Raw genomic sequence first — 25,567 nt, 5'->3', positions numbered from 1 at the left:
TTCGGCGCCTCGTAGGCCTCGTGCGTCTCGTGCACCTCGCGTGCGCCTCGCGTGCGCCTCGTGCGCCGGGGGCGAGGCTGTGGCCGGCTGTCGTCCTTCGGCTTCTTTGGCACTGATGTGGCCGCGGAAGCGCACGCCAATGGTGTGAAAATTGCTTGCCCGTCCGTTCGAACACGTGTGCGATAGAACACAAGTTCGAATGCAACATCGCTCCCAATCTTCACCCGGTGAGCGCCAGACCGTGGTCCCGGTCGCGGCGAGGTTGCCCTGGTTTTGAGGGACCAGGCATGTGTTGCCTCATAGTGCCCTCGGGCACCGAGTGTGAAAGCCGGTATCCATCATGGACGCCACCCATTTCAACGCCTTTGTCGATGCGCTGATCGATGACCTCGCCCCGGCTGAGGTGCCGGACGATGACGCTGATCGGAGGCTGTTTCATCTGTTGAAGTGTCCGCGTCGAATCGTGGACGAGGAACCGCTGTTGGCGGTGTTGGCCGGGGCGGTGACCGTACGCAACCTGGCCGACCATGTCATCGCCTCGGCGGTCGCGGCTGCGGAGCGGGCCGGGATCCCGGCCAGGCGGCACCTGAAGACGGGCACCGATCTGCTGACCCTGCTGGGGATGGCCCCGGGTGCGGCGGTGCGGGCGGTGCGGGTGGGCCGGGCGGCGCATCTGCTGCCGGCGTTGACCACCGCGCAACGCCTGGGCGGGGTCGGGATCGAGGTCGCCGACGCCGTCGGCAAGGGCGTCACCCATATCAATGCCAGAACCGAACTGTCCGAGGATGATCGGGCCGCTGTGGTGACCAAACTGATGATCCAGACCACCCCGGCCGAGGTGGGTAAGAAGGCGCGGGCGATCGCCATCGACCGCACCGCAGCCCTCCCGCCGGAGGAGCGGGTAATACCGGTCGCCGAGGACGCCGACCTCAACACGATGACCCTGGTCCTGGGCGAGGAGGGCCGGTACGAGGCCACCCTCAACCTCGACGTCGGGACCGGGGAAGGGCTGTGTGCGGCGTTGGATCCGTTGTGCCTGCCGGTCCCGCTCCCGGACGGGTCGCCGGATCCGCGGCCGATCGACAAGCGTCGGGGGGATGCGGTCGCGCAGATCCTGCGGACCTATCTGTCGCACTCGACACGTCCCATGTCCGGTGGGGTGCTACCGCACGTCACGCTGATCCGACCGGCCCGCGCGACGGTGGGTGGTGAGGAGGCGGTGGACCGCCTCGGGTTCGGTGGCCCGGTCAGCGCGGCGACCGCCGATCTGATCGCGTGCGACTCGACATTGACCAAGGTGATCGTCGACTACACCGGGGTGCCACTCGATGTCGGGCGCGCCGAGCGGCTGTTCACGCCCGCGATCCGCAAAGCACTGGGCGTGCGCGACGGGGGCTGCGCGCACCCAGGGTGTGGCCGGCCGGTGTCCTGGTGCGACGCCCACCACATCCAACCCTGGAGCCACGGCGGGACAACGAGTCTGGACAACGGGGTGCTGTTGTGCCGGCTACACCACTCCCTGATCCACCATGGCGGGTGGACGGTGTACCTCGGCCGCGACCGTTATCCCTGGTTCATCGCACCGCAGACGCCGGGCGAGCCCGAGCCCGAGCATCTGCGCTCACACAATCGCCGCACCATGACCGACCTACCGGCCGCCGCTTAGTCAGCCGGACAGCCCAGCTGAATAGCCTTGGCGGCAACATCATTGAGGCCGAACCTGCACGCAGATCTCAACGCAGCACCTTGACAACTACACAGTGAAGCGGTTCCGGGCTCGCCCGCGTGACCAATACTGATCGCCAGTGAACTCAAAGAGCGGCGGCGTCCAAGCGCGTCAGCGGCGCGGTTCCCAGGGGCGCTCGTTGGCCTCGATGCGCTGCCGTTCCTCGGTCTGTTCGTCGGCCCAGAAGTCCTCGAACGTCTTGCCTGGATGCACGTTCGGGACGCGATTGAGTGCGTTGCTCAGCCACGCGGGCGGCCGCGCGGGCTTCCATTGCGGCAGTGCGGAACTCAACTGCGCCATGGTCTTGAGGACGACAAACACCCCGAAAAAGGCGTCCGGGGCATCGGTGATGGCGATGGCGATGAATCCGATCAACAACGTCATGTGCACGACCATCACGCGACCGAGCACCTGGCTGCCGATCTCCTCGAGTTGCCGGAACGGCCAGCGACGCAATTGGCTCAGGTCCACGAGGAAGTCGACCGTCATGAACGCGAACACGCACAGGCAGCCGAAACCGACGCTGCGCCAATCCACCTGCACCAGGTGCCCGACACCGTTGTGGTTCAGTAGGAACAGGACGGTGCCGAGGAAGACGCCATGCACCGCAGAGAAGCTCAGGCTGATGACGGCGAAGCTCGACATATAGGTCGACAGCGGTTTACCACTGCGCCGCCGCCCGTTGACCGTGTAGCGATAGCGTCCGCTCTCGTTGCCGGGAGCGTTGTAGTCGAAGTGCCCGCGTTTGGGGGACCAGCGCTGGTGCAGCGCGATCCGGGCGAGGATGAACAGTACGGCGGCCACCGTCTCGAACCAGTACACCGCCAGCGTGGTCGCACCGGACCAGTCCTGGGTGAACCACCCGAACACCGGCACCGCGATCACGCCCAGCAATGAGACCAGGTGTACGACACGGACCACGCCGAAGATCGTCGCACGTACAAACCGGAATGGGCGGCTCGGAGACGGTAGGAATCGGTGGGGAGAACCTGATCGGCCTCGGCGGGAAGTTTCGGCGAAGTATCTACACACGTGTCAAAAAGCGCTAGCTTGACGGTTGTCAAACAAGTCATTCCTGGAGGCAGTGTGTCGCACATTTCGGCGTGGATGGGTGCTGGTGTGGTCGCGGCGGGGGTGTCTGCCGCGATGATCGTCGGGGCGGATGTCGCGAGCGCAGACGCCGGGACCGACGCCTCGGCCGACTCATCAGCGAGTGCTTCCGGGGACGATCGGACGCGCCCGGGTAGTTCGCGGGATACCTCGGCCGGCGACGCGTCCGAGAAGGCATCCGACGCAGACACAGGCACAGACACCGGCGCCGCCGACGGTGACGACACCGACGGTGACGACACCGACGGTGATTCCGGCCTCGGCACTCGGGACGACGCGGACGCCCGAGACGACGCGGACCCCGAAAACGACCAAGCCGACGCGGACGCGCAGGACGACGTGGACCACGAGAAGACCGGAGACGGCGCGCACTTCGAGGACGACGTAGACATCGAGAAGGCTGGAGACGACACAGACCTCGAGGAGAAGAGCACGTCCGACGCCTCAGAGTCGTACAACGACGCTGTCGGGTCTTCGGCGCCGCCGAGCATCGATCCGGACGTGGACAACGTTCCGGCCACCGGGGACGGGCAGGTCGAGCTTCCGGTCATCGAGGCACCGGTCGAGGCGGTGTCCGACGGTGACGACCACGCCACCGCGGCCGCGGTTCGGGCGCCGAACGTGGTCCCGGCGGCAACGTCCATGGCGGCGGCGATCACCACGGCGACGGTCAGTTCGGCGGCCGCGGCACCGCAGCGGTCCCTGCAGGACATCATCGCGTCGTTCATCTTCGATTTCGTCGGGGTGGCCGTCACGTTCATCGCCGGTCCACCGGTCGTGCCCCGTGGCAGCACGGTCACGGTGAAAACCTCGACGCTGAAGATCGACGACAAGCACACCGTGCCCGCCCACTGGTATTACCCCGACGGTGACGAACCGCCGCAGCGGATCATCTACCTGCAGCATGGATTTCTCGGTGTCGGCGCCATGTACAGCTACACGGCCGCCAACCTGGCCGAACGCACCAACAGCATCGTCGTGGTGCCGACGCTGACCTCGAACCGCAACGTTCAGGACGGATTCTGGCTGGGCAGCGACCAGGCGCTGCGCGCCACATCCGCACTGTTCCTCGGGGAGCGGGAGGCGTTGACCGCCAGTGCAATTGCCGCCGGCTATGCCCAGCGTTACGGTGCCGGGGTTTCACTGCCGGACCGCTTCGCTCTGGTCGGGCACTCGCTCGGCGGCAATCTGGTGGCGGGCGCCGCGGGCTACTACGCCGATGCGATCGCGGCCGGCGGCGGAGCCGGCAAGCTGGCCGGGGTGGTGTTGTTGGATGCGGCGCCGCAAGGCAGCGTGCTGTCGGATGCTCTGGTCAAACTGGACGGGATCGGCACCTACGTCCCGGTGCTGGAACTCGGCGCCCCCAAAGACGTCCGCCGGGTGGATGCGGCCCTGAACGAGCATCGGCCGGGGAAGTTCAACGGCATCGTCCTGGAGAACGGCAAGCACCTGGATTCGATGGACGGCGGTACCTGGCTGATCCAGTTCATCTCGCACCTGTACCAGGGCTTCCCGACAGCGCAGAATCAGGCGGCGGCGCAGGTTCTCATCGGCGGCTGGGTCAACGACATTCTGGACGGCCGCATCGACCCGCTCACCGGGCGCTGCGGCGGTGTGGACTGCGCCGGCATCTATGGCGATCCGGGCCAGACCCTGGAATTGCAGACCCCGGCCGGGCCGACACGGGGTCAGGTGATCGGCACCGCTGTGGCGGTGCGGTCTGCCGAGTTCCAGCCGGCCCCGGTGACGGCCACCGTGTCACCACGCCAGCCGGCGGGCCGAAATCTGATGTTGGACATCTGATTTCGACCCGCCGGATTGAACGAGTAATGCCGCGGTGACGGGCCGCCGAGCGACTCGGCGGAATCTCCCGGTCGGGGAGTGCTAGATCGTGGCGGTGTCGATGACGAACCGGTAGCGGACATCGCTGGAGACCACCCGGTCCCAGGCCTCGTTGACGTAGGACGCCTCGATGACCTCGATCTCCGGGGTGACGTTGTGCTCGGCGCAGAAGTCGAGCATCTCCTGGGTCTCCGGAATGCCACCGATCATCGAGCCGGAGATGCTGCGCCGGCCGCCGGCCAGCGGGAAGAACGGCACCTCCAGCGGATGCTCGGGCGCGCCGAGTTCGACGAGGGTGCCGTCGATCTTGAGCAGGCCGAGGTACTGACCGAGGTCGAGGTTGGCCGACACGGTGTTGAGGATCAGGTCGAACTTGCCGCCCAGCTTGGCGAAGGTCTCCGGGTCGCTGGTGGCGTAGTACTCATCGGCGCCGAGGCGCAGGCCGTCTTCCATCTTCTTGAGCGACTGGCTGAGCACGGTCACCTGGGCACCCATTGCGTGGGCCAGCTTGACGCCCATGTGGCCGAGGCCGCCGAGGCCGATGATCGCGACGTTCTTGCCGGGGCCTGCGTTCCAGTGCTTCAGCGGGGAGAACAGCGTGATGCCCGCGCACAGCAGGGGAGCGGCCTTGTCCAGCGGGATGCTGTCGGGGATGCGCAGGACGAACTTCTCATTCACGACGATGGCCTGGCTGTAGCCACCCTGGGTGATGGTGCCGTCCCGGTCGGTGGCGCCGTAGGTGCCGATCATGCCGGTGCCGGTGCAGTACTGCTCCAGGCCGGCCGCGCAGTTCTCGCAGTTCTGGCAGGAGTTGACCATGCAGCCGACGCCGACGTGGTCGCCGGCCTTGTACTTGGTGACCTCGGAGCCGACCTCGGTCACCACGCCGGCGATCTCGTGGCCGACGACCAGCGGGTATTCCTGGCCGCCCCACTCGCCGCGGGCGGTGTGGATGTCGCTGTGACAGATGCCGGCGAACTTGATGTCGAACGCGACATCGTTCGGCCCGACCTCACGGCGCTCGATGGTGGTCTTGGACAACGGGGCTGTCGCGGAGGTGGCTGCGTAGGCGGAAACGGTTGTGGTCATCGATTCATCCCTCTTTACATGCGTCTTTTATGTTCACGTGCGAATTCATGCATCTTCACCCGACAGTAGTGAAGGAAACAGAATCGGGCACGACGGTCGCGCCCTCGCACAGTCACAACAGGCGAGGGCCCGGGTGTAGTCCCCGGACCCGCTGTGAGTTTGCTTAAAGCCCCGGAGCGCGGAACCCGGCGGCGAAGCTGACCCGGTCGTACCGGGCGACGCCGGCCTGGGTGTACGGGTCGGCCGCGGCGATGGCGTCGGCCTCCTCGGCGGACATGTCGGCCGCGATCAGCACCGCGCCGGCCTGCGATTCGAGTCGGCCCGCCAGCAGGATCCGGCCGGCATCGACCTCGTTCTTCAGCCATTCCAGGTGGGCCGGGCGGCTCTGGTTGATGACATCGAGGGGCTGCAGATAGGTGATGTTGAGGACGTGGAACACGCCGCAGAGACTAGTCGACCCGAGCTTCAGTTGATGGGGGCGTTGAGCCAGCGCAGGTCGTCGACGATGCCGCGCGCGGCGATGACCCCCTGCCCGGTCTGCCACACCTCGTTGTTGACCGCGAAGACCCGGTCGTCGCGATTGGCGGACAGTTTGCGCCAGGCCGCGCTGTTGAGCACCTCGGGGGCGCGGTCCTTGGCCGCCGGGGACTCGAACGACAGATAGACGATATCGCCGTCGGCAGCCGTCAGGTCGGTGTCCTCACTGAGCTCCGAGACATCGATCTCGATATAGGGCTTGTCGGTAAACCGTTGTGCCGCAGGGCGATCCACGCCGACGGCGGCGAGTACCGAGGCCGGGAAGTTGTCCGCCCCGTACACCCGCACGGTGCTCTCGGTGAACTGCACCACCGACGCCTGGAAGTGGGTGGCGTCGTTGCGTTCGCCCGCCTCGCGGGCGGACTGCTCGAAATCGTCGAGCACCCGGTCGGCGGCGCCGGCCCGCCCGGCGGCCGCGGCGACCGCGCGCAGGGTGTCCCGCCAGTCGGAGCCGCCGGCGGTGAAGACGGTCGGAGCGATCTCGCGCAGCGCCGCGAAGTCCTCCAGGCTGTGCCCGGCCGCGCCGAGGATCAGGTCGGGGTCGGCGGCGCGCACGGCCGGCACGTCACCGACCACGGGGGCGTCGTGCAGCACGGTGCCCAGATAGGAGGTCTGCGCGGCCGCGCCGACCACCCGTCCCTGCAGCCCGAGCGCGCACAGCGCATCCACCTGCCCGGGGGCCAGCGCGACGATGCGCTGGGGATCGCCGCGCACCTCGGTGCCGGCGGGGATGTCGGCACCCGCGGGAACGGCGTTGCGGACGTCGCGGCCCGCCTCGATGGCACCGGGGCCGGTGGCGGCGGGCTCGGGGGCGCACGACTCGTCCGGTTTGCGCTGATTGCCCAGGACACCCGCGCTGGCGATCCGCGTCGTGCTCGTGACGGGGGCGTCCGGGCCGGGAACGGGAGTGGACGGCGCGTCTCCGCAGCCCGTCAGCAGCACCAACGAGACCGAGAAACCCGCGGCGAGCAGGCCTGTGCGCGCAGAGGGGAAGAGCACGCCGCCGACGGTATCAATATCGGATACGGCCCTGCTCAGTCCCGCCGCCGAACGATCTCGACAGGCGAATACGACACTTTGTAGGACACCCATGTCGCAGCCGCGGGGGATGGGGATAAGATCTGCAACAGAACAGTGCCGGGATGACCCGTCGACTTTTTATGGAGGATCTGTTGGTAGCCGAAGCGCCCCCAATCGGAGAACTCGAGGCACGGCGTCCGTTCCCGGAACGGATGGGGCCCAAGGGCAACCTCATCTACAAGCTGATCACGACGACCGATCACAAGCTGATCGGCATGATGTACTGCGTCGTCTGCTTCATGTTCTTCTTCGTCGGCGGCCTGATGGCGCTGCTGATGCGCACCGAGCTCGCGGTGCCGGGACTGCAGTTCCTGTCCAACGAGCAGTTCAACCAGCTGTTCACCATGCACGGCACGGTGATGCTGCTGTTCTACGCGACGCCGATCGTGTTCGGCTTCGCGAACCTGGTGCTGCCGCTGCAGATCGGTGCCCCTGACGTCGCCTTCCCGCGACTGAACGCCTTCTCGTTCTGGCTGTTCCTGTTCGGCGCGCTGATCGCCATGGGTGGTTTCATCACCCCCGGTGGCGCCGCCGACTTCGGCTGGACCGCGTACTCCCCGTTGACGGATGCCATCCACTCCCCGGGTGCCGGTGGCGACCTGTGGATCATGGGCCTGGCCGTCGGTGGTCTGGGCACCATCCTCGGTGGCGTCAACATGATCACCACCGTGGTCTGCATGCGCGCCCCCGGTATGACCATGTTCCGGATGCCGATCTTCACCTGGAACATCCTGGTGACCTCGATCCTGGTGCTGCTGGCCTTCCCGCTGCTGACCGCGGCGCTGTTCGGCCTGGCCGCCGACCGTCACCTCGGTGCGCACATCTACGACCCGGCCAACGGCGGTGTGCTGCTGTGGCAGCATCTGTTCTGGTTCTTCGGTCACCCGGAGGTGTACATCATCGCGCTGCCGTTCTTCGGCATCGTCTCGGAGATCTTCCCGGTGTTCAGCCGCAAGCCGATCTTCGGTTACACCACCCTCATCTACGCGACGCTGGGTATCGCGGCGCTGTCGGTCGCGGTGTGGGCGCACCACATGTACGCCACCGGCGCCGTGCTGCTGCCGTTCTTCTCCTTCATGACGTTCCTGATCGCGGTGCCGACCGGTATCAAGTTCTTCAACTGGATCGGCACGATGTGGAAGGGCCAGCTGACCTTCGAGACACCGATGCTGTTCTCGGTGGGCTTCCTGATCACCTTCCTGCTCGGTGGTCTGTCGGGTGTGCTGCTGGCCAGCCCGCCGCTGGACTTCCACGTCACCGACAGCTACTTCGTGATCGCGCACTTCCACTACGTGCTCTTCGGCACCATCGTGTTCGCCACCTACGCGGGCATCTACTTCTGGTTCCCGAAGATGACGGGCCGCCTGCTCGACGAGCGCCTGGGCAAGCTGCACTTCTGGCTGACCTTCATCGGCTTCCACCTGACCTTCCTGGTGCAGCACTGGGTCGGTGACGAGGGCATGCCGCGCCGGTACGCCGACTACCTGCCCAGCGACGGCTTCACCACGCTGAACGTCATCTCCACCGCGGGTGCGTTCGTACTCGGTGTCTCGACGCTGCCGTTCGTCTGGAACGTCTTCAAGAGCTGGCGTTACGGCGAGCCTGTCGTGGTCGACGACCCGTGGGGCTACGGCAACTCTCTGGAGTGGGCGACCAGCTGCCCGCCGCCGCGGCACAACTTCACCGAGCTGCCCCGGATCCGTTCGGAGCGCCCGGCGTTCGAGTTGCACTACCCGCACATGGTCGAGCGGATGCGCGCCGAGGCGCACATCGGCCGGGCCCACGGACCCGACGACGGCGATGTCACCCGAATCGACGACGTAGAAGTTCGCAGCTGACCCGATAGCCGATTCGAGGCATCCAAACGGAGGTAACTGTGCCGACGGCCTCGCAGTCTGTCGATGCTGCGCGCGGACGTTCGTCACTGCTGATCACCGTCACCGGTGTCGATCAGCCGGGCGTGACGTCAGCACTGTTCGAGGTGCTGTCCCGACATCGCGTCGACCTGCTGAACGTCGAGCAGGTGGTGATCCGGGAACGGCTCACCCTCGGCGTGCTCGTGTCGGTGGACTCGACCGTCGCCGATGGTGCCGAGTTCGCCGACGAGATCCGCGCCGCGATCCACGGGGTCGGACTCGAGGTGTCGATCGAGCGCAGCGACGACAAGCCGGTGATGGCGGAGCCGTCCACGCACACCATCGTGGTGCTGGGCCGGCCGATCACCGCCGAGGCGTTCGGGGTGGTGGCCCGCGAGGTCGCCGACCTCGGGGTCAACATCGACTTCATCCGCGGTGTCTCCGACTACCCGGTGACCGGTCTGGAACTGCGGGTGTCGGTGCCGCCCGGCGCCGTCTACGCCGAACTGCAGAGCGTGATGGCCCGTACCGCGGTGGACCTCGGGGTGGACATCGCGCTGGAGGACTACAGCCTGTCGCGGCGGACCAAACGCCTCATCGTGTTCGACGTCGATTCCACCCTGATCCAGGGTGAGGTCATCGAGATGCTGGCCTCACACGCGGGGGCCGAGGCCGCGGTCGCCGAGGTGACCGAGGCGGCCATGCGCGGCGAGTTGGACTTCGCCGAGTCGCTGCACAAGCGGGTCGCCACGCTGGCCGGGTTGCCCGCCGAGGTGCTCGACGATGTCGCCGAGCAGATCGAACTGACCCCCGGCGCACGCACCACGATCCGCACCCTGCGCCGGCTGGGCTATCACTGCGGCATCGTCTCGGGTGGCTTCCGTCAGGTCATCGACCCGCTGGCCCATGAGCTCAAGCTGGACTTCGTGGCGGCCAACGAGTTGGAGATCGTCGACGGCAAGCTCACCGGCCGGGTGGTCGGCACGGTGATCGACCGTCCCGGAAAGGCGAAGGCGCTGCGTGATTTCGCCGACCAGGCCGGCGTACCGATGGCTCAGACGGTCGCCGTCGGCGACGGCGCCAACGACATCGACATGCTGTCGGCGGCCGGCCTCGGGGTGGCGTTCAACGCCAAGCCGGCGCTGCGGGAGGTCGCCGACGCCTCGCTGAGCCACCCCTACCTGGACACCGTGCTGTTCCTGCTGGGCGTCACCCGCGGTGAGATCGAGGCCGCCGACGCAGTCGACGGGACCGCGCGCCGGGTCGACATCCCCGGCTAGACGACCACCGCGTGCGTGTCCGGTGCGACGGCCACACCGGTGATCGAGCGCCACGCCCGCGCCATCAGCTCGACAGCCTCCTCCAGTTGGGTTTCGGGTAGCGCGTAGGGCACCCGGATGAAGCGTTCCAGGGTGCCGTCCACGCCGAACCGCGGGCCGGCCGGCAGGTCCAGTCCCAGCCGGGATGCCGACGCCGACAGCGCGGTACTCATCGGCGCGGGCAACTGGATCCACAGTGACATCCCGCCGCGGCCGGGTCCCGGTCGCCAGTCCGGCAGCTCGCGGGCCAGCAGGTCCAGCAGGTGCTCGCGCCGGCTGCGCAGCAATGCGCGACGCTCGGGCAGGATCTCCTCGCGCTGGTCCAATAGCCGTGCCGCGGTGAGTTGTTCGAGGATCGGGGTGCCCAGGTCGACCGAGGCCCGGATCGAGGCGATGGTGGCCAGGGTTGCCGGTTCGGCGCGGATCCAGCCGATCCGCAGCCCGCCCCAGAACGACTTGGACATCGACCCGATCGTCAGTACCAGCTCGCGGCGGTTCGGCAGGGCGGCCGCCAGTGGTTCGGGCGGAGCGTCGTCGAGCCACATGTCCATGATCGACTCGTCGACGAGGGTGCGGGTGCGGGTCTCGGAAATGATGTGGCCCAGCCGGTTCCGTTGATCGGTGGGCATGGTGAACCCGGTCGGGTTGTGACTGTCGGGAATGAAATAGGCCAGCACCGGGGCCAGTTGCCGGATCGCGGCGTGCACGGCATCCAGCTCCCAGCCGCTCTCGTTGAGCGCCACCGGCACCGCGCGCGAGCCGGCAGCCGAAATAGCTGCCAGTGCACCGTGATACGTCGGCTGTTCGACGAGCACCCGGTCGCCGGGTTGGGTGAACGCGGCCAGGATCAGCCCGATCGCGTGCTGAGCGCCGGTGGTGATCATGATCTGGGTGGGATCGGTCGGAAGGCCTCGCGCGGTGTACCTTTCGGCGACCGCGGTGCGCAACGCGCACACCCCGGACAGTTCGTGGCCGACCTCGGCCAGGTACGGCGTGACGTCGCGGGCGGCGTCGGCGAAGGCCTCGCGCACCGCGGCACTGGGTGCGGACAGGGCGGCCGCCGCCAGGCTGACCGTCGGCGCGCCCGGATCGGCGGGCAGCGCCGGGCGCGGGGGCAGTGCGGCCGTGCTGCGGGCGCCGCGGCGGGCGTTGAGGTAACCGTCCTCGCGCAGGGCGGCGAAGGCGGCGGTCACCGTGGTGCGCGACACCCGCAGCACATCGGCCAGCGCCCGCTCACTGGGCAACCTGGACCCGACCGGGATGCGGCCGTCGACGATGAGTAATCGGACCGCGTCGGCCAGGCCGAGATAAGCCGCGCCGGTGGAACTGGACGTACGCCAGTTGCCGAGTTCCCGTGCCAAAAGGTCCACATCTAGCGCTCTGGACCCCATATCGATGGACATAAGAGCCAGTATTCGTCAACTGGCTATTGATCGGCAAGCCATGGCGGCCAGATCATCGATTCATGAGAGAGAACTGGATGTCTCGGATGGCGGGGAAGTACCGGCGCTCGGGTGCCCGGAACCCGCGGCGCTTCGGCGATGTGGACAACGCGGATGCCCGCCGGGTGCGCAACGAACTCGACGCGATCCGTGCGCGATTCCCCGATCACGCATGACGACCCGCCTTGCGCTGCTGTTGACGGGCCTGACCGGGTACGGCTTCTCGATGGCCCTGATGGTGCAGGCCGGCCTCGGGCTGGATCCGTGGGACGTCTTCCATCAGGGCCTCAGCAGGCACACCGGGATGACCATCGGATTGGCCTCGGCCATCGTCGGTGTGGTGGTGCTGCTGGCCTGGATCCCGCTGCGCAACCGGCCGGGGATCGGGACCGTCGCCAACGTCATCGTCATCGCGGTGACCGTCGACGTCGGCATCGCGCTGCTGCCGGCGCCCACCGACCTGCGGTTGCGGGTCGCCATGATGCTCGGCGCGGTCCTGTTGAACGCGTTGAGCACGGTGCTCTACATCGGCGCCGGACTCGGCGCCGGACCGCGTGACGGGCTGATGACCGGCCTGGTGGCCCGCACCGGACGGTCGGTGCGGCTGGTCCGCACGGCCATCGAGGTCACCGTGCTGACGATCGGCTTCCTACTCGGTGGCACGGTCGGCATCGGCACCGTGGTCTATGCGTTCGGTATCGGCCCGCTGGTCCAGCTGATGTTGCGATTCATGCCGAGGCGTCTGCTGTTCCACGATTTCGGCGCGCACACCGGCGGTGAAGGGCGGTCCCGTGCCGTCGCGGACCCCGACACTACGATGAGCGGGTGCCAGCAGACGAGCCCATCGCAGACCCCGACCTGCTGATCGACTTCGCCAAGGTCACCTTGCGGCGCGGCGGCAAGACCCTGGTGGGCCCCATCAACTGGGCCGTCGAACTCGATGAGCGATGGGTGGTGATCGGCCCCAACGGGGCGGGTAAGACCTCGCTGTTGCGCATCGCCGCCGCGATCGACCACCCCTCTTCGGGAACGGCGTTCGTGCTCGGTGAGCGCCTCGGCCGGACCGACATGTCGGAGCTGCGATCCCGGGTGGGGTTGAGCAGTTCGGCTCTGAGCCAACGGATTCCCGACGACGAGATCGTCCGCGACCTGGTGGTGTCGGCGGGCTACGCGGTGCTGGGGCGCTGGCGCGAGAAATATGACGACGTCGACTACGAGCAGGCCGTCGACATGCTGGAGAGCCTGGGCGCCGAGCATCTGGCCGAGCGCAGCTACGGCACGCTGAGCGAGGGGGAGCGCAAGCGGGTGCTGATCGCCCGCTCGCTGATGACGGATCCGGAGCTGCTGCTGCTCGACGAGCCGGCGGCCGGACTGGACCTCGGTGGGCGCGAGGAACTGGTGGCCCGGCTCGCCGACCTGGCCGCCGACCCCGATGCTCCCGCCATCGTGTTGGTGACCCACCATGTGGAGGAGATCCCGCCGGGCTTCTCGCACTGCCTGCTGCTCTCCGAGGGCAGCGTGGTGGGGTCCGGTCTGCTCACCGATGTGCTGACATCGGAGAATCTCTCCGCGGCCTTCGGGCAGTCGATCACCCTCGACTACCTCGACGGGCGGTATTTCGCGCGGCGCACCCGCAGCCGCGCCGCACACAGGAGGCGCGCCACATGAGCGAAGCTTGCGAGCAAATCATCGGCATCGAATGCGCCGACCGAGCCTGCGAGGCCGGCGCATGAGCGAAGACCCGCTGGTTCCCCGGCCCGCGTCCACGGTGATGCTGCTGCGCGATCAGGGCACACCCGAGTCGCTGGAGATCTTCCTGATGCGTCGGCATTCGGCGATGGACTTCGTCGCGGGCGTGATGGTGTTCCCCGGCGGTGGTGTCGACGAACGCGATCGGGGCACCGGTATCGCCTGGTACGGACCCGAACCGGCGTGGTGGGCCGAGCGCCTCGACGTCGACGTCGACCTCGCCGAGGCGCTGGTGTGCGCGGCCGCGCGGGAGACCTTCGAGGAGTCCGGGGTGCTGTTCGCCGGCGCCGCTGACGACTCCGACATCCTGGTCGATGATGCGTCGGTATACCGCGAGCAGCGCGCGGCGCTGGCCGACAACTCGTTGTCCTTCGCCGACTTCCTGCGCGAGGAGAAGCTGGTGCTGCGGGCCGATCTGCTGCGGCCGTGGGCCAACTGGGTCACCCCGGTCGAGGAGCGCACCCGACGCTATGACACCTACTTCTTCGTGGGAGCCCTCCCGCAGGGTCAGCGCGCCGACGGGGAGAACACCGAGAGCGACCGCGCCTTCTGGTCCACCCCGCAGGCCGCGCTCGACGAGTTCGCCGAGGGCCGCTCGTTCCTGCTGCCGCCGACCTGGTCGCAGCTGGACTCGGTGAATGGGCGCACGGTCGCCGACGTCCTGGCCACCGAGCGCACGATCGTCGCGATGATGCCGAGCCTGTCCGCGGACAAGGGCACCGGGGACTGGGATATCGAGTTCTTCGACGGGGCCCGCTACAACGAAGCCCGCAACCGGCGCTCCCCGGAGGGCTACAACAACCCGCCGAGCCCATGACCGAATTCGTCACCTCGGCCGTACACGACGGCGTCGGCACCCTGGTGTTGTCCCGCCCGCCCACCAATGCACTGACCCGGCAGATGTACCGCGAGATCGCGCAGGTCGCCGCGGATCTGGGCCGTCATCCACAGGTGCGCACGGTCATCCTGTACGGCGGGCACGAGGTGTTCAGCGCCGGCGACGACATCCCGGAGCTGCGCCGACTGGACCCCGCCGACGGGCGGAGCGTCACGCTGGCCTGCCGATCGGCACTGGACGCGGTGGCCGCGATCCCGCAGCCGACGGTCGCCGCGGTCACCGGGTACGCCCTGGGTTCGGGCCTGGCGCTGGCGCTGGCCGCAGACTGGCGGATCGCCGGAGACAACGTCAAGGTCGGGGTCACCGAGGTGCTGGCCGGGCTGCTGCCGGCCGCCGGCACCGACCGGCTGGTGCGGGCCATCGGGCCCGCGCGGGCCAAGGACCTGGTGTTCAGCGGCCGGTTCGTGGGTGCCGAGGAGGCGCTCGCGCTCGGCCTGATCGACGAGATGGTGGCTCCCGACGGGGTCTACGACGCCGCCCTGACGTGGACCCGCCGCTATGCCGAGACGCCGGCGCATGTGCTGGCCGGGGCCAAGGCGATGATCGACGACGCAGGTGAGAGCCTCGCGCACTACGTCGGGGTCTTCGGGGCGGGCACCGGCAGTTAGGCTGCCCATATGACGAGCACGGACCACACTCCCGCCGAGGCACCCGCCGCCGCCGACGGAGAACTCACGCCCGATGTCGCCGCCGCAGCGGCTCCGGAGCCCAACCCGCACGCCACTGCCGAGCAGGTCGAGGCGGCGCTCAAGGACACCAAGCTGGCGCAGATCCTCTATCACGACTGGGAAGCCGAAACCTACGACGACAAGTGGTCGATCTCCTATGACCAGCGCTGCATCGACTACGCGCGCGGCCGGTTCGACGCCATCGTCCCCGAACAGGTGCAGCGCGAGCTGCCCTACGACCGCGCCCTCGAACTGGGCTGTGGCACCGGCTTCTTCCTGCTCAACCTCATCCAGGCCGGGGTGGCCCGCCGCGGGTCGGTGACCGACCTGTCCCCGGGCATGGTCAAGGTCGCCACCCGCAATGGGCAGGGCCTGGGCCTGGACATCGACGGCAAGGTCGCCGACGCCGAGGGCATCCCGTACGAGGACAACACCTTCGATCTGGTGGTCGGTCACGCTGTGCTGCACCACATCCCGGATGTCGAGAAGTCGCTGCGCGAGGTGGTGCGCATCCTCAAGCCCGGCGGCCGGTTCGTCTTCGCCGGCGAGCCGACCAGTGCCGGCAACGTCTACGCCCGCAACCTGTCGACCCTGACGTGGCATCTGTCGACCAACATCACCAAGCTGCCCGGCCTGGAAGGCTGGCGCCGTCCGCAGGAGGAGCTCGACGAGTCCTCCCGCGCCGCCGCGCTGGAGGCCGTCGTGGACCTGCACACCTTCGACCCGCAGGACCTGGAGCGGATGGCCACCAACGCCGGCGCGGTCGAGGTCGCCACCGCCAGCGAGGAATTCACTGCCGCAATGCTCGGCTGGCCGATCCGGACGTTCGAGGCCTCGGTGCCACCGGGCCGGTTGGGTTGGGGGTGGGCGAAATTCGCGTTCAACAGCTGGACCACGCTGAGCTGGGTCGACGCCAACGTGTGGCGCAAGGTCGTGCCAAAGGGCTGGTTCTACAACGTGATGGTCACCGGAACCAAGCCGCTGTGATGTGGCGGTAGGTTTCTCGCTCGACGACGTCGCCTATCTGCGCGGCGACGACGGGCGCCTGGCCCTGGCCGAGGTGGCCGAGCGGTCGTTGAGCGATGCCGGCCGGGTGGCCGATATCGCCGCGATACGAACACGTTTCGGTGATCGTACTCCCGCGCTGGTGGAGACGACACTGCTGCGGCGGCGTGCGCGGGCCAAGTTCGCCGACCCGTCGTCGTGGTTGTTCACCGATGACGCGCTGCAACAGGCAACCGCCGAGCCGGTGGCGGCCCACCGGGCCCGTCGACTGACCGGGATGCGCGTGCACGACGTCAACTGTTCGGTCGGTGCCGAACTGGCGGCGCTGGCGTCACACGCCGGGTCGGTGCTCGGCAGTGATCTGGACCGTGTCCGACTTGCCATGGCGCGCAACAATGTCGGTGAGGTGGACCTGGTACTCGCCGATGCGTTGGTTCCGGTGAGCCGCGACACCGTGGTGGTTGCCGACCCGGGCCGGCGGACCGGCGGGCGGCGCCGGTTCGATCCGCGTGCCTATACACCGGCGCTGGACGCCCTGCTGGAGGTCTACCGCGACCGGGACCTGGTCGTGAAGTGCGCTCCCGGAATCGATTTCGATCAGCTGGGAGGGTTGGGTTTCGTCGGTGAGGTCGCGGTGACCTCACTGGGCGGCAGTGTGCGCGAGGCCTGCCTGTGGTCGTCGGGACTCATTGTGGCCGGTGTGCGCCGGCGCGCGGTGGTGCTGGACCGCGCCGAGGAGGTCACCGACGCCGACCCCGATGATTGCGTCGTCGCCTCGGCCGGCCGGTGGATCATCGACCCGGACGGGGCGGTGGTGCGCGCCGGTCTGGTGCGCCAGTACGCCACCCGGCACCGGTTGTGGCAACTGGATCCCGATATCGCCTATCTGTCCGGAGATGCGCTGCCCGACGGGGTCCGCGGATTCGAGGTGCTCGCCGAGGTCGGATTCGACGAGAAGCGGGTGCGCCGCGAACTGGTGGCCCGGGACTGCGGGGCGGTCGAGATCCTGGTCCGCGGCCTCGACGTGGATCCCGACGCGCTGCGTCGGCGGCTCAAGCTGCGCGGCACGCAGTCGTTGTCGATGGTGCTCACCCGCATCGGTACCGGTGCCGCGAGCCGGGCGGTGGCATTCATTTGTCGACCGTCGCGATAGTGCCACAGGTAATCTTGTGATCAGCGGCGCCTGTGCCGCCCTGTATTCCGGAGGATCCCCCTGATGCGTGTACCCCCGCTGGCCGCGACCGTGCTGGCCGCCACGACCACGGCCGTGATCGGGCTTGCCGGTGCACCGGGCGCATCGGCGGCCCCGCCCACGTGCAATGACGTCAACGGCATCCTCGGCCCGGACAACGTGTGCACCATCGCGCAGACCGACCCGGCGTACACCCTGAACATCACCTTCCCGGCGACCTTCCCGGACGCCAAGCCGGTCATCGAGTACGTCAAGCAGACCCGTGACGGCTTCCTCAACGTGGCCAAGTCACCCGACTTCCGGGGCATGCCGTACGAGTTGGACACCACCGCAACCCAGTACAGTTCCGCGGTACCGCCGCGGGGTACCCAGTCGCTGGTGTTCACCACCTACCAGAACATCGGCGGCGCACACCCGCAGACCTTCTACAAGTCCTTCAGCTGGGATCAGGCCTACCGCAAACCCATCACGTTCGAGAAGCTTTTCCGCGAGGGCGTCGATCCGCTGCCGGTCATCTTCCCGGTGGTCCAGTCGGACCTGGCCAGGCAGTCCGGCATGCCGGATCCGGTGCTGCCGGAGGCGGGCCTGGACCCGGCCAACTACCAGAACTTCGCGATCACCGATGACGCGGTGATCTTCTTCTTCAGCCAGGGTGAGTTGCTGCCCGAATCGGGGGGCGCCGTTCAGGTTTCGGTGCCACGCGCGACGGTGGCCCCGCTGCTGGCCTGACCGGGCGGTGCGCTAGGCCGGGGCGAACCCGTAGACCTGCCCGGCGCTGGTGGCGCTGACCACCCGGCGGTCATGGCCCACCGACACCCCGACCGGGAAGCCGTCGGCCTCCGGCAGCGGGTACCGGTTGAGGGTGCGCCCGTCGGCGGTGTCGAACACCAGCAGTGCCTGTCCGCGTTCCCCGTCGCGGACCACCGCGTATCCGGTGGACCCGCCGGTCAGGCTGGCGGTGGTCAGTGACTCGACATCATCGCTGCGCCAGGTGATCTCGCCGTCGGCGGAGATGCCGACCAGGCGGGCATCGGGTCCGCCGCCGGCGACGATGTTGCCGTCCGGGGCGACCGAGGGCGGGGTCTGCGGTGCAAAGCCCAGTGCCACCGACCATTTGGCGCTGCCGTCGGCGGTGTCGACGGCCCACAGCCGGCCGTCGCGGCCGTTGACGTAGGCGGTGGCCCCGTCCGCGGACAGCACGGGGCTGGCGATCGGGCCGCCGCCGACCGCGGTGCTGGTCCACTCCCGGGTCAGCATCGGTGTCGCATCGGGGCGGAAACGCAGGCCGATCAGCACCGGCGCCGCCGCACCGGGCTCCCACAGCCCGGCTACCAGCATCCCGGTGCGGTCGCTGTAGGCCGGTGCGGCCGCGACCGGGCAGCCGTCGTCCGCGGTGGCGCAGTCGTCGAGTCCGCGCTGCGAGTCGGTCGGGTCGACACCGTCGACCAGATCCAGCGCCGTGCCGATGACGGTGCCGCGGTGGGCGTCGAAGACCAGCACCTGGCCCAGATGGGTGAACACCAGCAGGTGCCCGGGATCGAGCAGCCGCGGTGTCATCGGCATCCCGATCACCGGCTGGCGCCAGCGGATCCACTGGGTCGGCGGGTAGGACATGATGGCGCCCGGTTGGCCGATGTAGAGGTTGTCGAAGCCGTCGAACAGCGGACTGGACAGCCCGCCGCCCTGCCAGAGCCGGGTGCACCAGCGCTGGCGGGCGTTGTTGTCGTTCTCCCACACCATCAACGAGCATCCGCCGGCGGTCTGTCCGTTGACCGCCAGGTAGCTGCCCGAGCCCAGCGCGACCTGGGCACCCAGCTCACCCTTGACCGAGCGCTCCCACTCCGCGGTGAGCGACCTGGCGCCCTCGGCCGGGTTATAGCTGCTGTTCGCGGCATCCGCATACTGCGCCGACCAGCCGGTGGCCGCGTGGGCCTCGACCCAGGAGTCGGTGTTCCCGCAGGCCGAGACGGCCAGGGCGGTGATCGCCGACACGGCAGCAAGCCGGCGCGCAGAACTTCGGAGAGCAGGCATCGAGTCCCGAGACTAGCCCGTGCCGGTCTCGCGTAGGCTGACCGGCCATGACGACGATGTGGGGCGCGCCGTTGCACAAGAGGTGGCGGGGTTCGCGCTTGAGCGACCCGCGCCAGGCGCAGTTTCTGACCCGCGACTCGCTGCGCTGGGTGCTGGCGAACAAGGCGTACACACCGTGGTACCTGGTGCGCTATTGGCGATTGCTGAAGTTCAAGCTGCGCAACCCGCACATCATCACCCGCGGCATGGTGTTCCTGGGCAAGGGCGTCGAGATCGAGGCCACTCCGGAACTGTCGACCATGGAGATCGGCCGCTGGGTGCACATCGGCGACAAGAACACCATCCGCTGCCACGAGGGGTCGCTGCGTATCGGCGACAAGGTGGTGCTCGGCCGCGACAACGTCATCAACACCTATCTCGACATCGAGCTGGGCGACTCGGTGCTGATGGCCGACTGGTGCTACGTCTGCGATTTCGACCACAAGATGGACAGCCTCGAGCTGCCGATCAAGGACCAGGGCATCATCAAGAGCCCGGTGCGCATCGGCCCGGACACCTGGGTGGCGGCCAAGGTCAGCGTGCTGCGCGGCACCTCGGTGGGCCGCGGCTGCGTGCTCGGGGCGCACGCGGTGGTCAAGGGCGAGATCCCGGACTTCTCCATCGCCGTGGGGTCACCGGCCAAGGTGGTCAAGAACCGCAAGGTGGCCTGGGACGCCTCGGCGGCGCAGCGGGCCGAGCTGGCCGCGAACCTGGCCGATATCGAACGCAAGAAGGCCGCCCGCTAGCCCCATTCGGCGAGCGTGCGTGTCTGCTGCGCGACACGCCGGTGAGGCGGCCGAGTTCACGCACGCTCGGCGCACCGGTCCGCATCAGCCGAACGTGTGCTCCAGCAGCCGCTGCCATGCGGTGCGGGTCACCTCGGCATCGTCGACGGCGTCATCGCCGTAGAAGAATCCGTTCAGGCTCACGAAACACTGCCCGCCGGGGGTGTGCAGGCCGACCAGCACCAGCGCCGGCAGTGGTTCGGCCAGCCGGACCAGCACGTGACGGTGCTGCTCATTCTGGGCGACCACCTCCACCTGCCCGTTGACGTTGTCGCGGACCGGTCCGATGGTGCGCAGGTCACCGGCGTCGACGCCGTCGAGATGCAAGGCCTCGGTCAATCGTTTCCACGTCTCATACGGTGAGTCCTGCGATGCCGCCGACAGGTGATAGTTGACCGCGCGGCGGCCGGCGAAATGCCGCAGATAGCTCCGCAGCACGGCGAAGTGCCCGGCCCAGCCGGATTCGAAGCCTTCGAGTTCGCCGTCCCAATCGTCGCGGTCGGTGAACAGCGAGTGCACCATGCGCACAACGCAGCGATCGCCGTCGCGGCCGGTGACGGTGATCTCGGTGGCGATCGGTGGCGCGTCGCCGGACCAGTCGCGCTCGACGTAGCCGAATCGGTATGGCGGATCCCATTCGGTGACCTCGCCGGTCGAGTCACCGCTGGGCCCGAAGTCGAACCGCAGCGCTCCGCCGACGCGTTCCTCGATCTCGGCATCGGTGAACCAGGCTGAGTTGCCGGGCCCGGTGGCCAGCGCCTGCCACACCTGTTCTGGGCTGCCGTCCACCACCAGCTCCAGCTGCAGCCAACGCTTTTCGTCATCGTGGTTCGCAGGCATGTAATCGCTCCTTCAGTCGGTGGGCGGTGCGGGGTAGGCCGCGACGAACAGTCGGTGCGGTCGGCCGCCTGCAGCGGTGTCGTCGTGGTAGCGGGCCGCCAGGGTGGCGATCGCCGTGCTCAGGTCCCGGGTGAAGTCGGCGCGTTCCGAGGTGGTCCGAAACCGGATGGTCGTGTCGATCGACAGTGTCGCCAAACGCTTGTCCGTGCGCCGGGCCGACTGCCACAGTTCGCCCACCTCGCGGACGACGCGGGCGGCCAGTGCGATGAGATGCCCGGCCGAGAGTCGGTCGGTCGAGCGTGCGGGGTCGGCGGCGACGGCACCCAGCGCGGTCGGCGACACCACATAGGAGGCGGCGCTGGCGATCAGCACTCGTTCGGTGAGCCCGCCCCACTGCCGCTCCTCGGCGACCGAGACCAGGTGATGCCGCTGCAGGGTGTTCAGATGGTAGTTCACCTTCTGCCGGGTCAGGCCCACCCTCGCGGCCAGCGTTGCCGCAGAGGCGGGTTCGGTCAGTTCGGCCAGCAGTTCGGCCCGCACCGGGTCCAGCAGGCAGGCTGCCGCAGCGGGGTCGTCGATCACTTCGACGTCGACCATGCGTCCAGTGTCGCCTTGACAAATTTTCTTGTCAAGACCGGATCGGGTGGACCGGGCTGTGGACGGAGGGGTGGATCAGCCGTAGTCGGGCAGCGGGCGCTCGACGATCAGTCGGCGCGGCTGGGGTTGGCGCTCGGCCCGCTTGGCCGCCAGATAGACACCGGCGGTGTGATCGGCCACCGTCGGCCAGGAGAAGTCGGTGAGCCGGTCCCGTGCCGTCCGCGCGCGCTGCTGGGCGGCGGCGGGGTCGTCGAGCACCCGGCGCACCGCGTCGGCGAGTGCGGCGACATTGCGCGGCGGACAGGACACCCCGGTGACCTCGTCGATGACGGCCTCGCCGAGTCCGCCGATGTTGGACGTCACCAACGGGAGGCCGGTGGCCGCGGCCTCCAGTGCCACGATGCCGAAGGGCTCGTAGTGCGAGGGCAGCACCGCGGCGTCGGCACGGTGCAGCAGGGCCACCAGGCCCTGGTGGTCGACGCGCCCGATGAACTTCGTCGCCTTGAGCACCTTGTGTTTACGGGCCTGGGCGGTCAGGAAGTCCAACTGGGTGCCGTCACCGGCGATGGTCAGGGTGGTGCCCGGGTGGGTCCGGCGGATGCGCGGCAGCGCGGCGATCGCGTCGTGCACGCCCTTCTCGTACTCCAGGCGGCCGAAGAACAACAGCTCCGGCGGCCCGCCGTGACGGCGGCGCGCCGCGAACGGCCAACCGTCGGTGTCGATTCCGTTCGGGATGACCGTGGTCTCGGCCAGGCCCGGCCCGAACAGCTCGGTGATCTCCTCGCGCATCGACGCCGAACAGGTGATCAGCGAGTCGGATTCGTGCACCAGCCAGGACTCCAACGCATGCACCTGCCGGCTGACCGCCCCGGAGACCCATCCCGAGTGCCTGCCGGCCTCGGTCGCATGGATCGTGGAAACCAGTGGCACATCGAAGAATTCGGCCAGCGCGATGGCCGGGTGGGCGACCAGCCAGTCGTGCGCGTGCACCAGATCGGGTTGCCAGTCCCGCAGTGTCAGGCCGGCGCGGATCATCGAATGCCCCATGGCCAGCGTCCAGGCCATCATGTCGGTGCCGAACGCGAACTCGTGCGGGTCCTGGGCGGCGGCGATGACGCGCACACCCTCGCTGACCTCGTCGGTGGACGGGTGCGTGCTGGGATCGGTGCCGGTCGGCCGGCGCGAGAGCACCACGACCTCGTGGCCGGCCTCGACCAGTTCGGTGGCCAGATGATGCACGTGCCGGCCGAGTCCGCCGATGATGACCGGTGGGTACTCCCAGGACACCATGAGGATTTTCATCGGCGGGCACCTCTGATGGCGCGCGAGCGTGCGGTTTCTCGGGGTGAAAGGCGGCGTGTCGGGCAGCAGACACGCACGCTCGCCGGAAAGGGGAGGGTCGTCATCGGGGGAGCCGCCGTGCGTCCAGTGCGCCGAACAGGCCGTCGGCGCGGTTCCAGTCCTCGGCCAGCCGCTGGGCCTGTGGCCGGCGCCCGGACGCCAACGCCGCACTGATCTCGCGGGTGGCATGGGCGTGCAGGTGCGCGCGGTAGCGGGCGTACTCGGCCGCGGAATCCTTGCTGACCATGAACGGCCAGTCGCTGGACACCGTCAGCAGCGTCTCGCGCAGGATCTGGTCGGCGACCACATCGCGCCCACCGGCGTCGGGATGCATCATCGCCTTGTCCACCGCGGCCAGCGCGGTGTCGACGACCTCGGTGTTGAGCTGGACCAGATCGGCCACCTTCGGGCCGTTCCAGACCTGCCAGTCCTTACCGGAACCCCATGAGCTGGGCGGCAATTCGACCGGGCCGCCGACGAAGCCGCCGGCGATCGCGTCGGCCAGCGTGCCGACGCGGACACCCGCGGCGGGCAGCGCACGCAACAACCGCTCGAGCCACTGCGGACCCTCGTGCCACCAGTGCCCGAACAGTTCGGTGTCGAAGGCGGCCACCACATGTGCGGGCCGGCCGATGCGCTCGGACTCGCTGATCAGTCTGCGCCGCACCACTTCCACGAAATCCGCGACATGCACGTCGATGGCTCGATCGGCACGGTCGGGGTCATAGGGAGCCTTGGCGTCGGAGGCCACGTTGCGCCCCGTCACCCGGGCCGGCTTCAGTCCGGTGAGGTGGTCATAGGTGTGGAAGTCGCGATAGGCGGCATGGCCCGGATACCCGGATTTGGGCGACCACACCCGGTAGCTGACCTGCAGGTCGCGCCCGAAGGTGACGACATCGCTGTCGCCGACGGTGCGGCCCAGTGCGGTGTCACCGTGCAGCGACGGTCCATCGACCATGAAGTGGCTGACACCGGCTGCGGCATAACCGTTCTCCATCCCGGGTGCGTAGGCGCATTCCGGGGCCCAGATGCCCGCCGGCGTGTGGGCGATGCGATGCCGGGCATCGGCGAGACCCTCGCGCAGCGCGAACTCCCGCAACCGCGGGTTCAGCAGCGGCTGGAACGGATGGGCCAGCGGGCCGCCGAGCAGTTCGATGGTGCCGGCCTCGACCAGCGGGCGCAGCAACGGGCTGCCGCCATGGCGCCACCGGGTGGTGAAGTCCTCCAGTGCCCGGCCCGCCGCTTCATACTCGCGGATGCCGAACTGGCGCAACGCTTCCGGCGAGCCGTAGCCGGTGTCCGGCCCGCTGGTGACGGTGGTGGCCTCCTGCGCGCGTAGCTGCCAGTTGGCCAGCCAGTGGTGCATGCCGGTCAGGCAGTACGGGTCATCGAGCTGGGCGGTGACCACCGGGGTCATGCCCAGGGTCAGCAGGTGGCCGCGGTCCTCGTCGGCCAGCGTGCGCAGCACCCGCATCAGCGGCAGGTAGGACGCGGCCCAGGACTGGTAGAGCCATTCCTCGCCGACCGGCCAGCGGCCGTGGTGGGCCAGCCACGGCAGGTGTGTGTGCAGCACCAGCGTGAAGAGCCCGGGGACCTGGGTCACGTGAGCACCGCGATCGCCACCAGGTCCAGGCTGTCGTCGATGTCCCGGGCGTCGGTCAGGTCGAAGTCCTCGGCGCGCACCGCGGCGACATCGGCGAGCAGTTGCGCCGGCCACGGCGCATCGGCCACCGCCCGCGCGATCTGGGCGTCGATGACCGAACCGCCGTGGCGCGCGTCGATCTCGGCCAGGCCGGGGCCATGAAAGACACCGAGCATCGACTCGACCCGGAAGCCACCCGCCACGAGCAGTTCGGTCAGTTCGGCGGCGTTGAGCTCGCGGGTGTGGAACGGGTTCAGCGGGGTGTCGCGGCCGGGGGAGAAGGTGATCCGGTTCGGTGTCGACATCAGCAGCAGTCCACCGGGCCGCAGCACGCGGGCGCACTCGGCGACGAACTGCCCCTGATCCCACAGGTGTTCGATCACCTGGAAGTTGACCACCACATCCACCGAACCGTCGGCCAACGGCAGGTCGGCCAGGTTGCCCAGGGTCATCTGCACCCGCGGGTACTTGGCGCGGATGTGCGCCACGGCCTGCTCGTCGTAGTCCACCCCGACCACCGACCGGGCGATGCCGGCGATCAGGGCGGCGCCGTAGCCCTCACCGGGGCCGGCCTCCAGCACGTCACGACCGGCGCAGCGGTCGGCCAGACGCTGGTAGACCACCTCGTGCCGGCGGAACCAGTAGTTCTCCTCGGCCAGGCCCGGAATGGTGCGCTCACCGGTCAGGGGCAGCGTGAGGTCGGCCTCGGCGGCCACCTGCGTGGGGCTACCGGAGTTTCCGACCGAACCGAATGTGCTCATTGGAAGGCAGGCTAACCC

At 68.6% G+C, this 25,567-nt stretch carries 24 protein-coding genes; 13 read left to right on the top strand and 11 right to left on the bottom strand.

The window, feature by feature from the left end; translation table 11 throughout:
* Positions 1–340 precede the first annotated feature (340 nt).
* Complete coding sequence (locus tag BST17_RS07785) at positions 341–1,666, top strand: HNH endonuclease signature motif containing protein (protein ID WP_083056823.1); 1,326 nt, start codon at positions 341–343, stop codon at positions 1,664–1,666.
* Positions 1,667–1,837: 171 nt separating this feature from the next.
* Here BST17_RS07785 and BST17_RS07780 read toward each other — a convergent pair whose 3' ends face one another.
* Positions 1,838–2,647 carry a DUF6498-containing protein gene (locus BST17_RS07780; RefSeq protein ID WP_083056821.1) on the bottom strand — a complete coding sequence of 270 codons (810 nt, stop codon included), beginning with the start codon at positions 2,645–2,647 and terminating at the stop codon, positions 1,838–1,840.
* A 165-nt stretch (positions 2,648–2,812) separates the two neighbouring features.
* Between BST17_RS07780 and BST17_RS07775 the strand changes: the two genes are divergently transcribed.
* Complete coding sequence (locus BST17_RS07775) at positions 2,813–4,639, top strand: dienelactone hydrolase family protein (RefSeq protein ID WP_083056819.1); 1,827 nt, start codon at positions 2,813–2,815, stop codon at positions 4,637–4,639.
* A gap of 81 nt (positions 4,640–4,720) precedes the next feature.
* Here BST17_RS07775 and BST17_RS07770 read toward each other — a convergent pair whose 3' ends face one another.
* The 3 genes from BST17_RS07770 to BST17_RS07760 all read right to left on the bottom strand — a co-directional run bounded on the left by BST17_RS07770 (position 4,721) and on the right by BST17_RS07760 (position 7,303).
* A complete protein-coding gene (locus tag BST17_RS07770; protein ID WP_083056817.1) occupies positions 4,721–5,767 on the bottom strand; it encodes an NAD(P)-dependent alcohol dehydrogenase in 1,047 nt (348 codons plus the stop codon).
* A 163-nt stretch (positions 5,768–5,930) separates the two neighbouring features.
* Positions 5,931–6,206: a YciI family protein gene (locus tag BST17_RS07765; protein WP_083056815.1), complete on the bottom strand. Its 276-nt coding sequence runs from the start codon at positions 6,204–6,206 to the stop codon at positions 5,931–5,933.
* Positions 6,207–6,232: 26 nt separating this feature from the next.
* Complete coding sequence (locus tag BST17_RS07760) at positions 6,233–7,303, bottom strand: ABC transporter substrate-binding protein (protein ID WP_407937738.1); 1,071 nt, start codon at positions 7,301–7,303, stop codon at positions 6,233–6,235.
* Positions 7,304–7,476: 173 nt separating this feature from the next.
* On the opposite strand from BST17_RS07760, the gene ctaD reads away from it, so the two are divergent.
* Both ctaD and serB read left to right on the top strand, forming a co-directional pair.
* Positions 7,477–9,222, top strand: coding sequence for an aa3-type cytochrome oxidase subunit I (gene ctaD, locus BST17_RS07755; RefSeq protein ID WP_083057109.1), 1,746 nt, complete (start codon positions 7,477–7,479; stop codon positions 9,220–9,222).
* Between the two features lie 38 nt (positions 9,223–9,260).
* Positions 9,261–10,520 carry a phosphoserine phosphatase SerB gene (gene serB, locus BST17_RS07750; RefSeq protein ID WP_083056811.1) on the top strand — a complete coding sequence of 420 codons (1,260 nt, stop codon included), beginning with the start codon at positions 9,261–9,263 and terminating at the stop codon, positions 10,518–10,520.
* Here the strand turns inward: serB and yczR are convergent.
* The gene (yczR, locus tag BST17_RS07745) at positions 10,517–11,962 is read right to left on the bottom strand and encodes a MocR-like transcription factor YczR (protein WP_083056809.1); all 1,446 of its coding nucleotides are present in this window, start codon (positions 11,960–11,962) and stop codon (positions 10,517–10,519) included. The two genes, serB and yczR, sit on opposite strands and share 4 nt — an antisense overlap.
* A gap of 62 nt (positions 11,963–12,024) precedes the next feature.
* On the opposite strand from yczR, the gene BST17_RS29215 reads away from it, so the two are divergent.
* The 8 genes from BST17_RS29215 (at position 12,025) to BST17_RS07710 (ending at position 18,242) form a co-directional block, all read left to right on the top strand.
* A complete protein-coding gene (locus BST17_RS29215) occupies positions 12,025–12,177 on the top strand; it encodes a hypothetical protein (protein WP_165762232.1) in 153 nt (50 codons plus the stop codon).
* On the top strand, positions 12,174–12,866 hold the full coding sequence (gene yczE, locus BST17_RS07740) for a membrane protein YczE (protein ID WP_083056807.1): 693 nt from the start codon (positions 12,174–12,176) through the stop codon (positions 12,864–12,866). Before BST17_RS29215 ends, yczE begins: the two co-directional genes overlap by 4 nt.
* Positions 12,827–13,669, top strand: a complete 843-nt coding sequence (locus BST17_RS07735; protein ID WP_083056805.1) for an ABC transporter ATP-binding protein — start codon at positions 12,827–12,829, stop codon at positions 13,667–13,669. Before yczE ends, BST17_RS07735 begins: the two co-directional genes overlap by 40 nt.
* A gap of 61 nt (positions 13,670–13,730) precedes the next feature.
* On the top strand, positions 13,731–14,567 hold the full coding sequence (locus tag BST17_RS07730; protein WP_083056803.1) for an NUDIX hydrolase: 837 nt from the start codon (positions 13,731–13,733) through the stop codon (positions 14,565–14,567).
* On the top strand, positions 14,564–15,256 hold the full coding sequence (locus tag BST17_RS07725; RefSeq protein WP_083056801.1) for an enoyl-CoA hydratase: 693 nt from the start codon (positions 14,564–14,566) through the stop codon (positions 15,254–15,256). Before BST17_RS07730 ends, BST17_RS07725 begins: the two co-directional genes overlap by 4 nt.
* 9 nt (positions 15,257–15,265) lie before the next feature.
* Positions 15,266–16,303, top strand: a complete 1,038-nt coding sequence (locus BST17_RS07720; RefSeq protein ID WP_083056799.1) for a class I SAM-dependent methyltransferase — start codon at positions 15,266–15,268, stop codon at positions 16,301–16,303.
* Position 16,304: 1 nt separating this feature from the next.
* Complete coding sequence (locus tag BST17_RS07715; protein ID WP_083056797.1) at positions 16,305–17,474, top strand: THUMP-like domain-containing protein; 1,170 nt, start codon at positions 16,305–16,307, stop codon at positions 17,472–17,474.
* Between the two features lie 63 nt (positions 17,475–17,537).
* Entirely contained in the window at positions 17,538–18,242 is a 705-nt protein-coding gene (locus BST17_RS07710; protein ID WP_083056795.1) for an esterase, read from the top strand.
* 12 nt (positions 18,243–18,254) lie between these two features.
* Here the strand turns inward: BST17_RS07710 and BST17_RS07705 are convergent, their stop codons facing one another.
* Positions 18,255–19,544, bottom strand: coding sequence for a BamB-related PQQ repeat family beta-propellar protein (locus tag BST17_RS07705; protein ID WP_083056793.1), 1,290 nt, complete (start codon positions 19,542–19,544; stop codon positions 18,255–18,257).
* Positions 19,545–19,591: 47 nt separating this feature from the next.
* On the opposite strand from BST17_RS07705, the gene BST17_RS07700 reads away from it, so the two are divergent.
* Positions 19,592–20,329, top strand: a complete 738-nt coding sequence (locus tag BST17_RS07700) for an acyltransferase (RefSeq protein ID WP_083056791.1) — start codon at positions 19,592–19,594, stop codon at positions 20,327–20,329.
* 84 nt (positions 20,330–20,413) lie between these two features.
* Here BST17_RS07700 and BST17_RS07695 read toward each other — a convergent pair whose 3' ends face one another.
* From BST17_RS07695 to BST17_RS07675, 5 genes are all read right to left on the bottom strand, one after another.
* A complete protein-coding gene (locus BST17_RS07695) occupies positions 20,414–21,208 on the bottom strand; it encodes an SRPBCC family protein (RefSeq protein ID WP_109750038.1) in 795 nt (264 codons plus the stop codon).
* A 12-nt stretch (positions 21,209–21,220) separates the two neighbouring features.
* A complete protein-coding gene (locus BST17_RS07690; protein ID WP_083056789.1) occupies positions 21,221–21,805 on the bottom strand; it encodes an ArsR/SmtB family transcription factor in 585 nt (194 codons plus the stop codon).
* A 75-nt stretch (positions 21,806–21,880) separates the two neighbouring features.
* Positions 21,881–23,107, bottom strand: a complete 1,227-nt coding sequence (locus BST17_RS07685) for a glycosyltransferase family 4 protein (protein WP_083056787.1) — start codon at positions 23,105–23,107, stop codon at positions 21,881–21,883.
* Between the two features lie 100 nt (positions 23,108–23,207).
* On the bottom strand, positions 23,208–24,749 hold the full coding sequence (locus BST17_RS07680) for a 1,4-alpha-glucan branching protein domain-containing protein (protein WP_083056785.1): 1,542 nt from the start codon (positions 24,747–24,749) through the stop codon (positions 23,208–23,210).
* Positions 24,746–25,549 carry a class I SAM-dependent methyltransferase gene (locus BST17_RS07675; RefSeq protein WP_234807576.1) on the bottom strand — a complete coding sequence of 268 codons (804 nt, stop codon included), beginning with the start codon at positions 25,547–25,549 and terminating at the stop codon, positions 24,746–24,748. The genes BST17_RS07680 and BST17_RS07675 overlap by 4 nt, the downstream gene beginning before the upstream one ends.
* Between the last annotated feature and the right edge of the window lie 18 nt (positions 25,550–25,567).

It is taken from the genome of Mycolicibacterium bacteremicum (genome assembly GCF_002086115.1).
In the GTDB taxonomy this organism is placed as follows: domain Bacteria; phylum Actinomycetota; class Actinomycetes; order Mycobacteriales; family Mycobacteriaceae; genus Mycobacterium; species Mycobacterium bacteremicum.
Note: the sequence above shows the minus strand (reverse complement) of the source record. Positions and strands in the feature narration are given on the sequence as shown.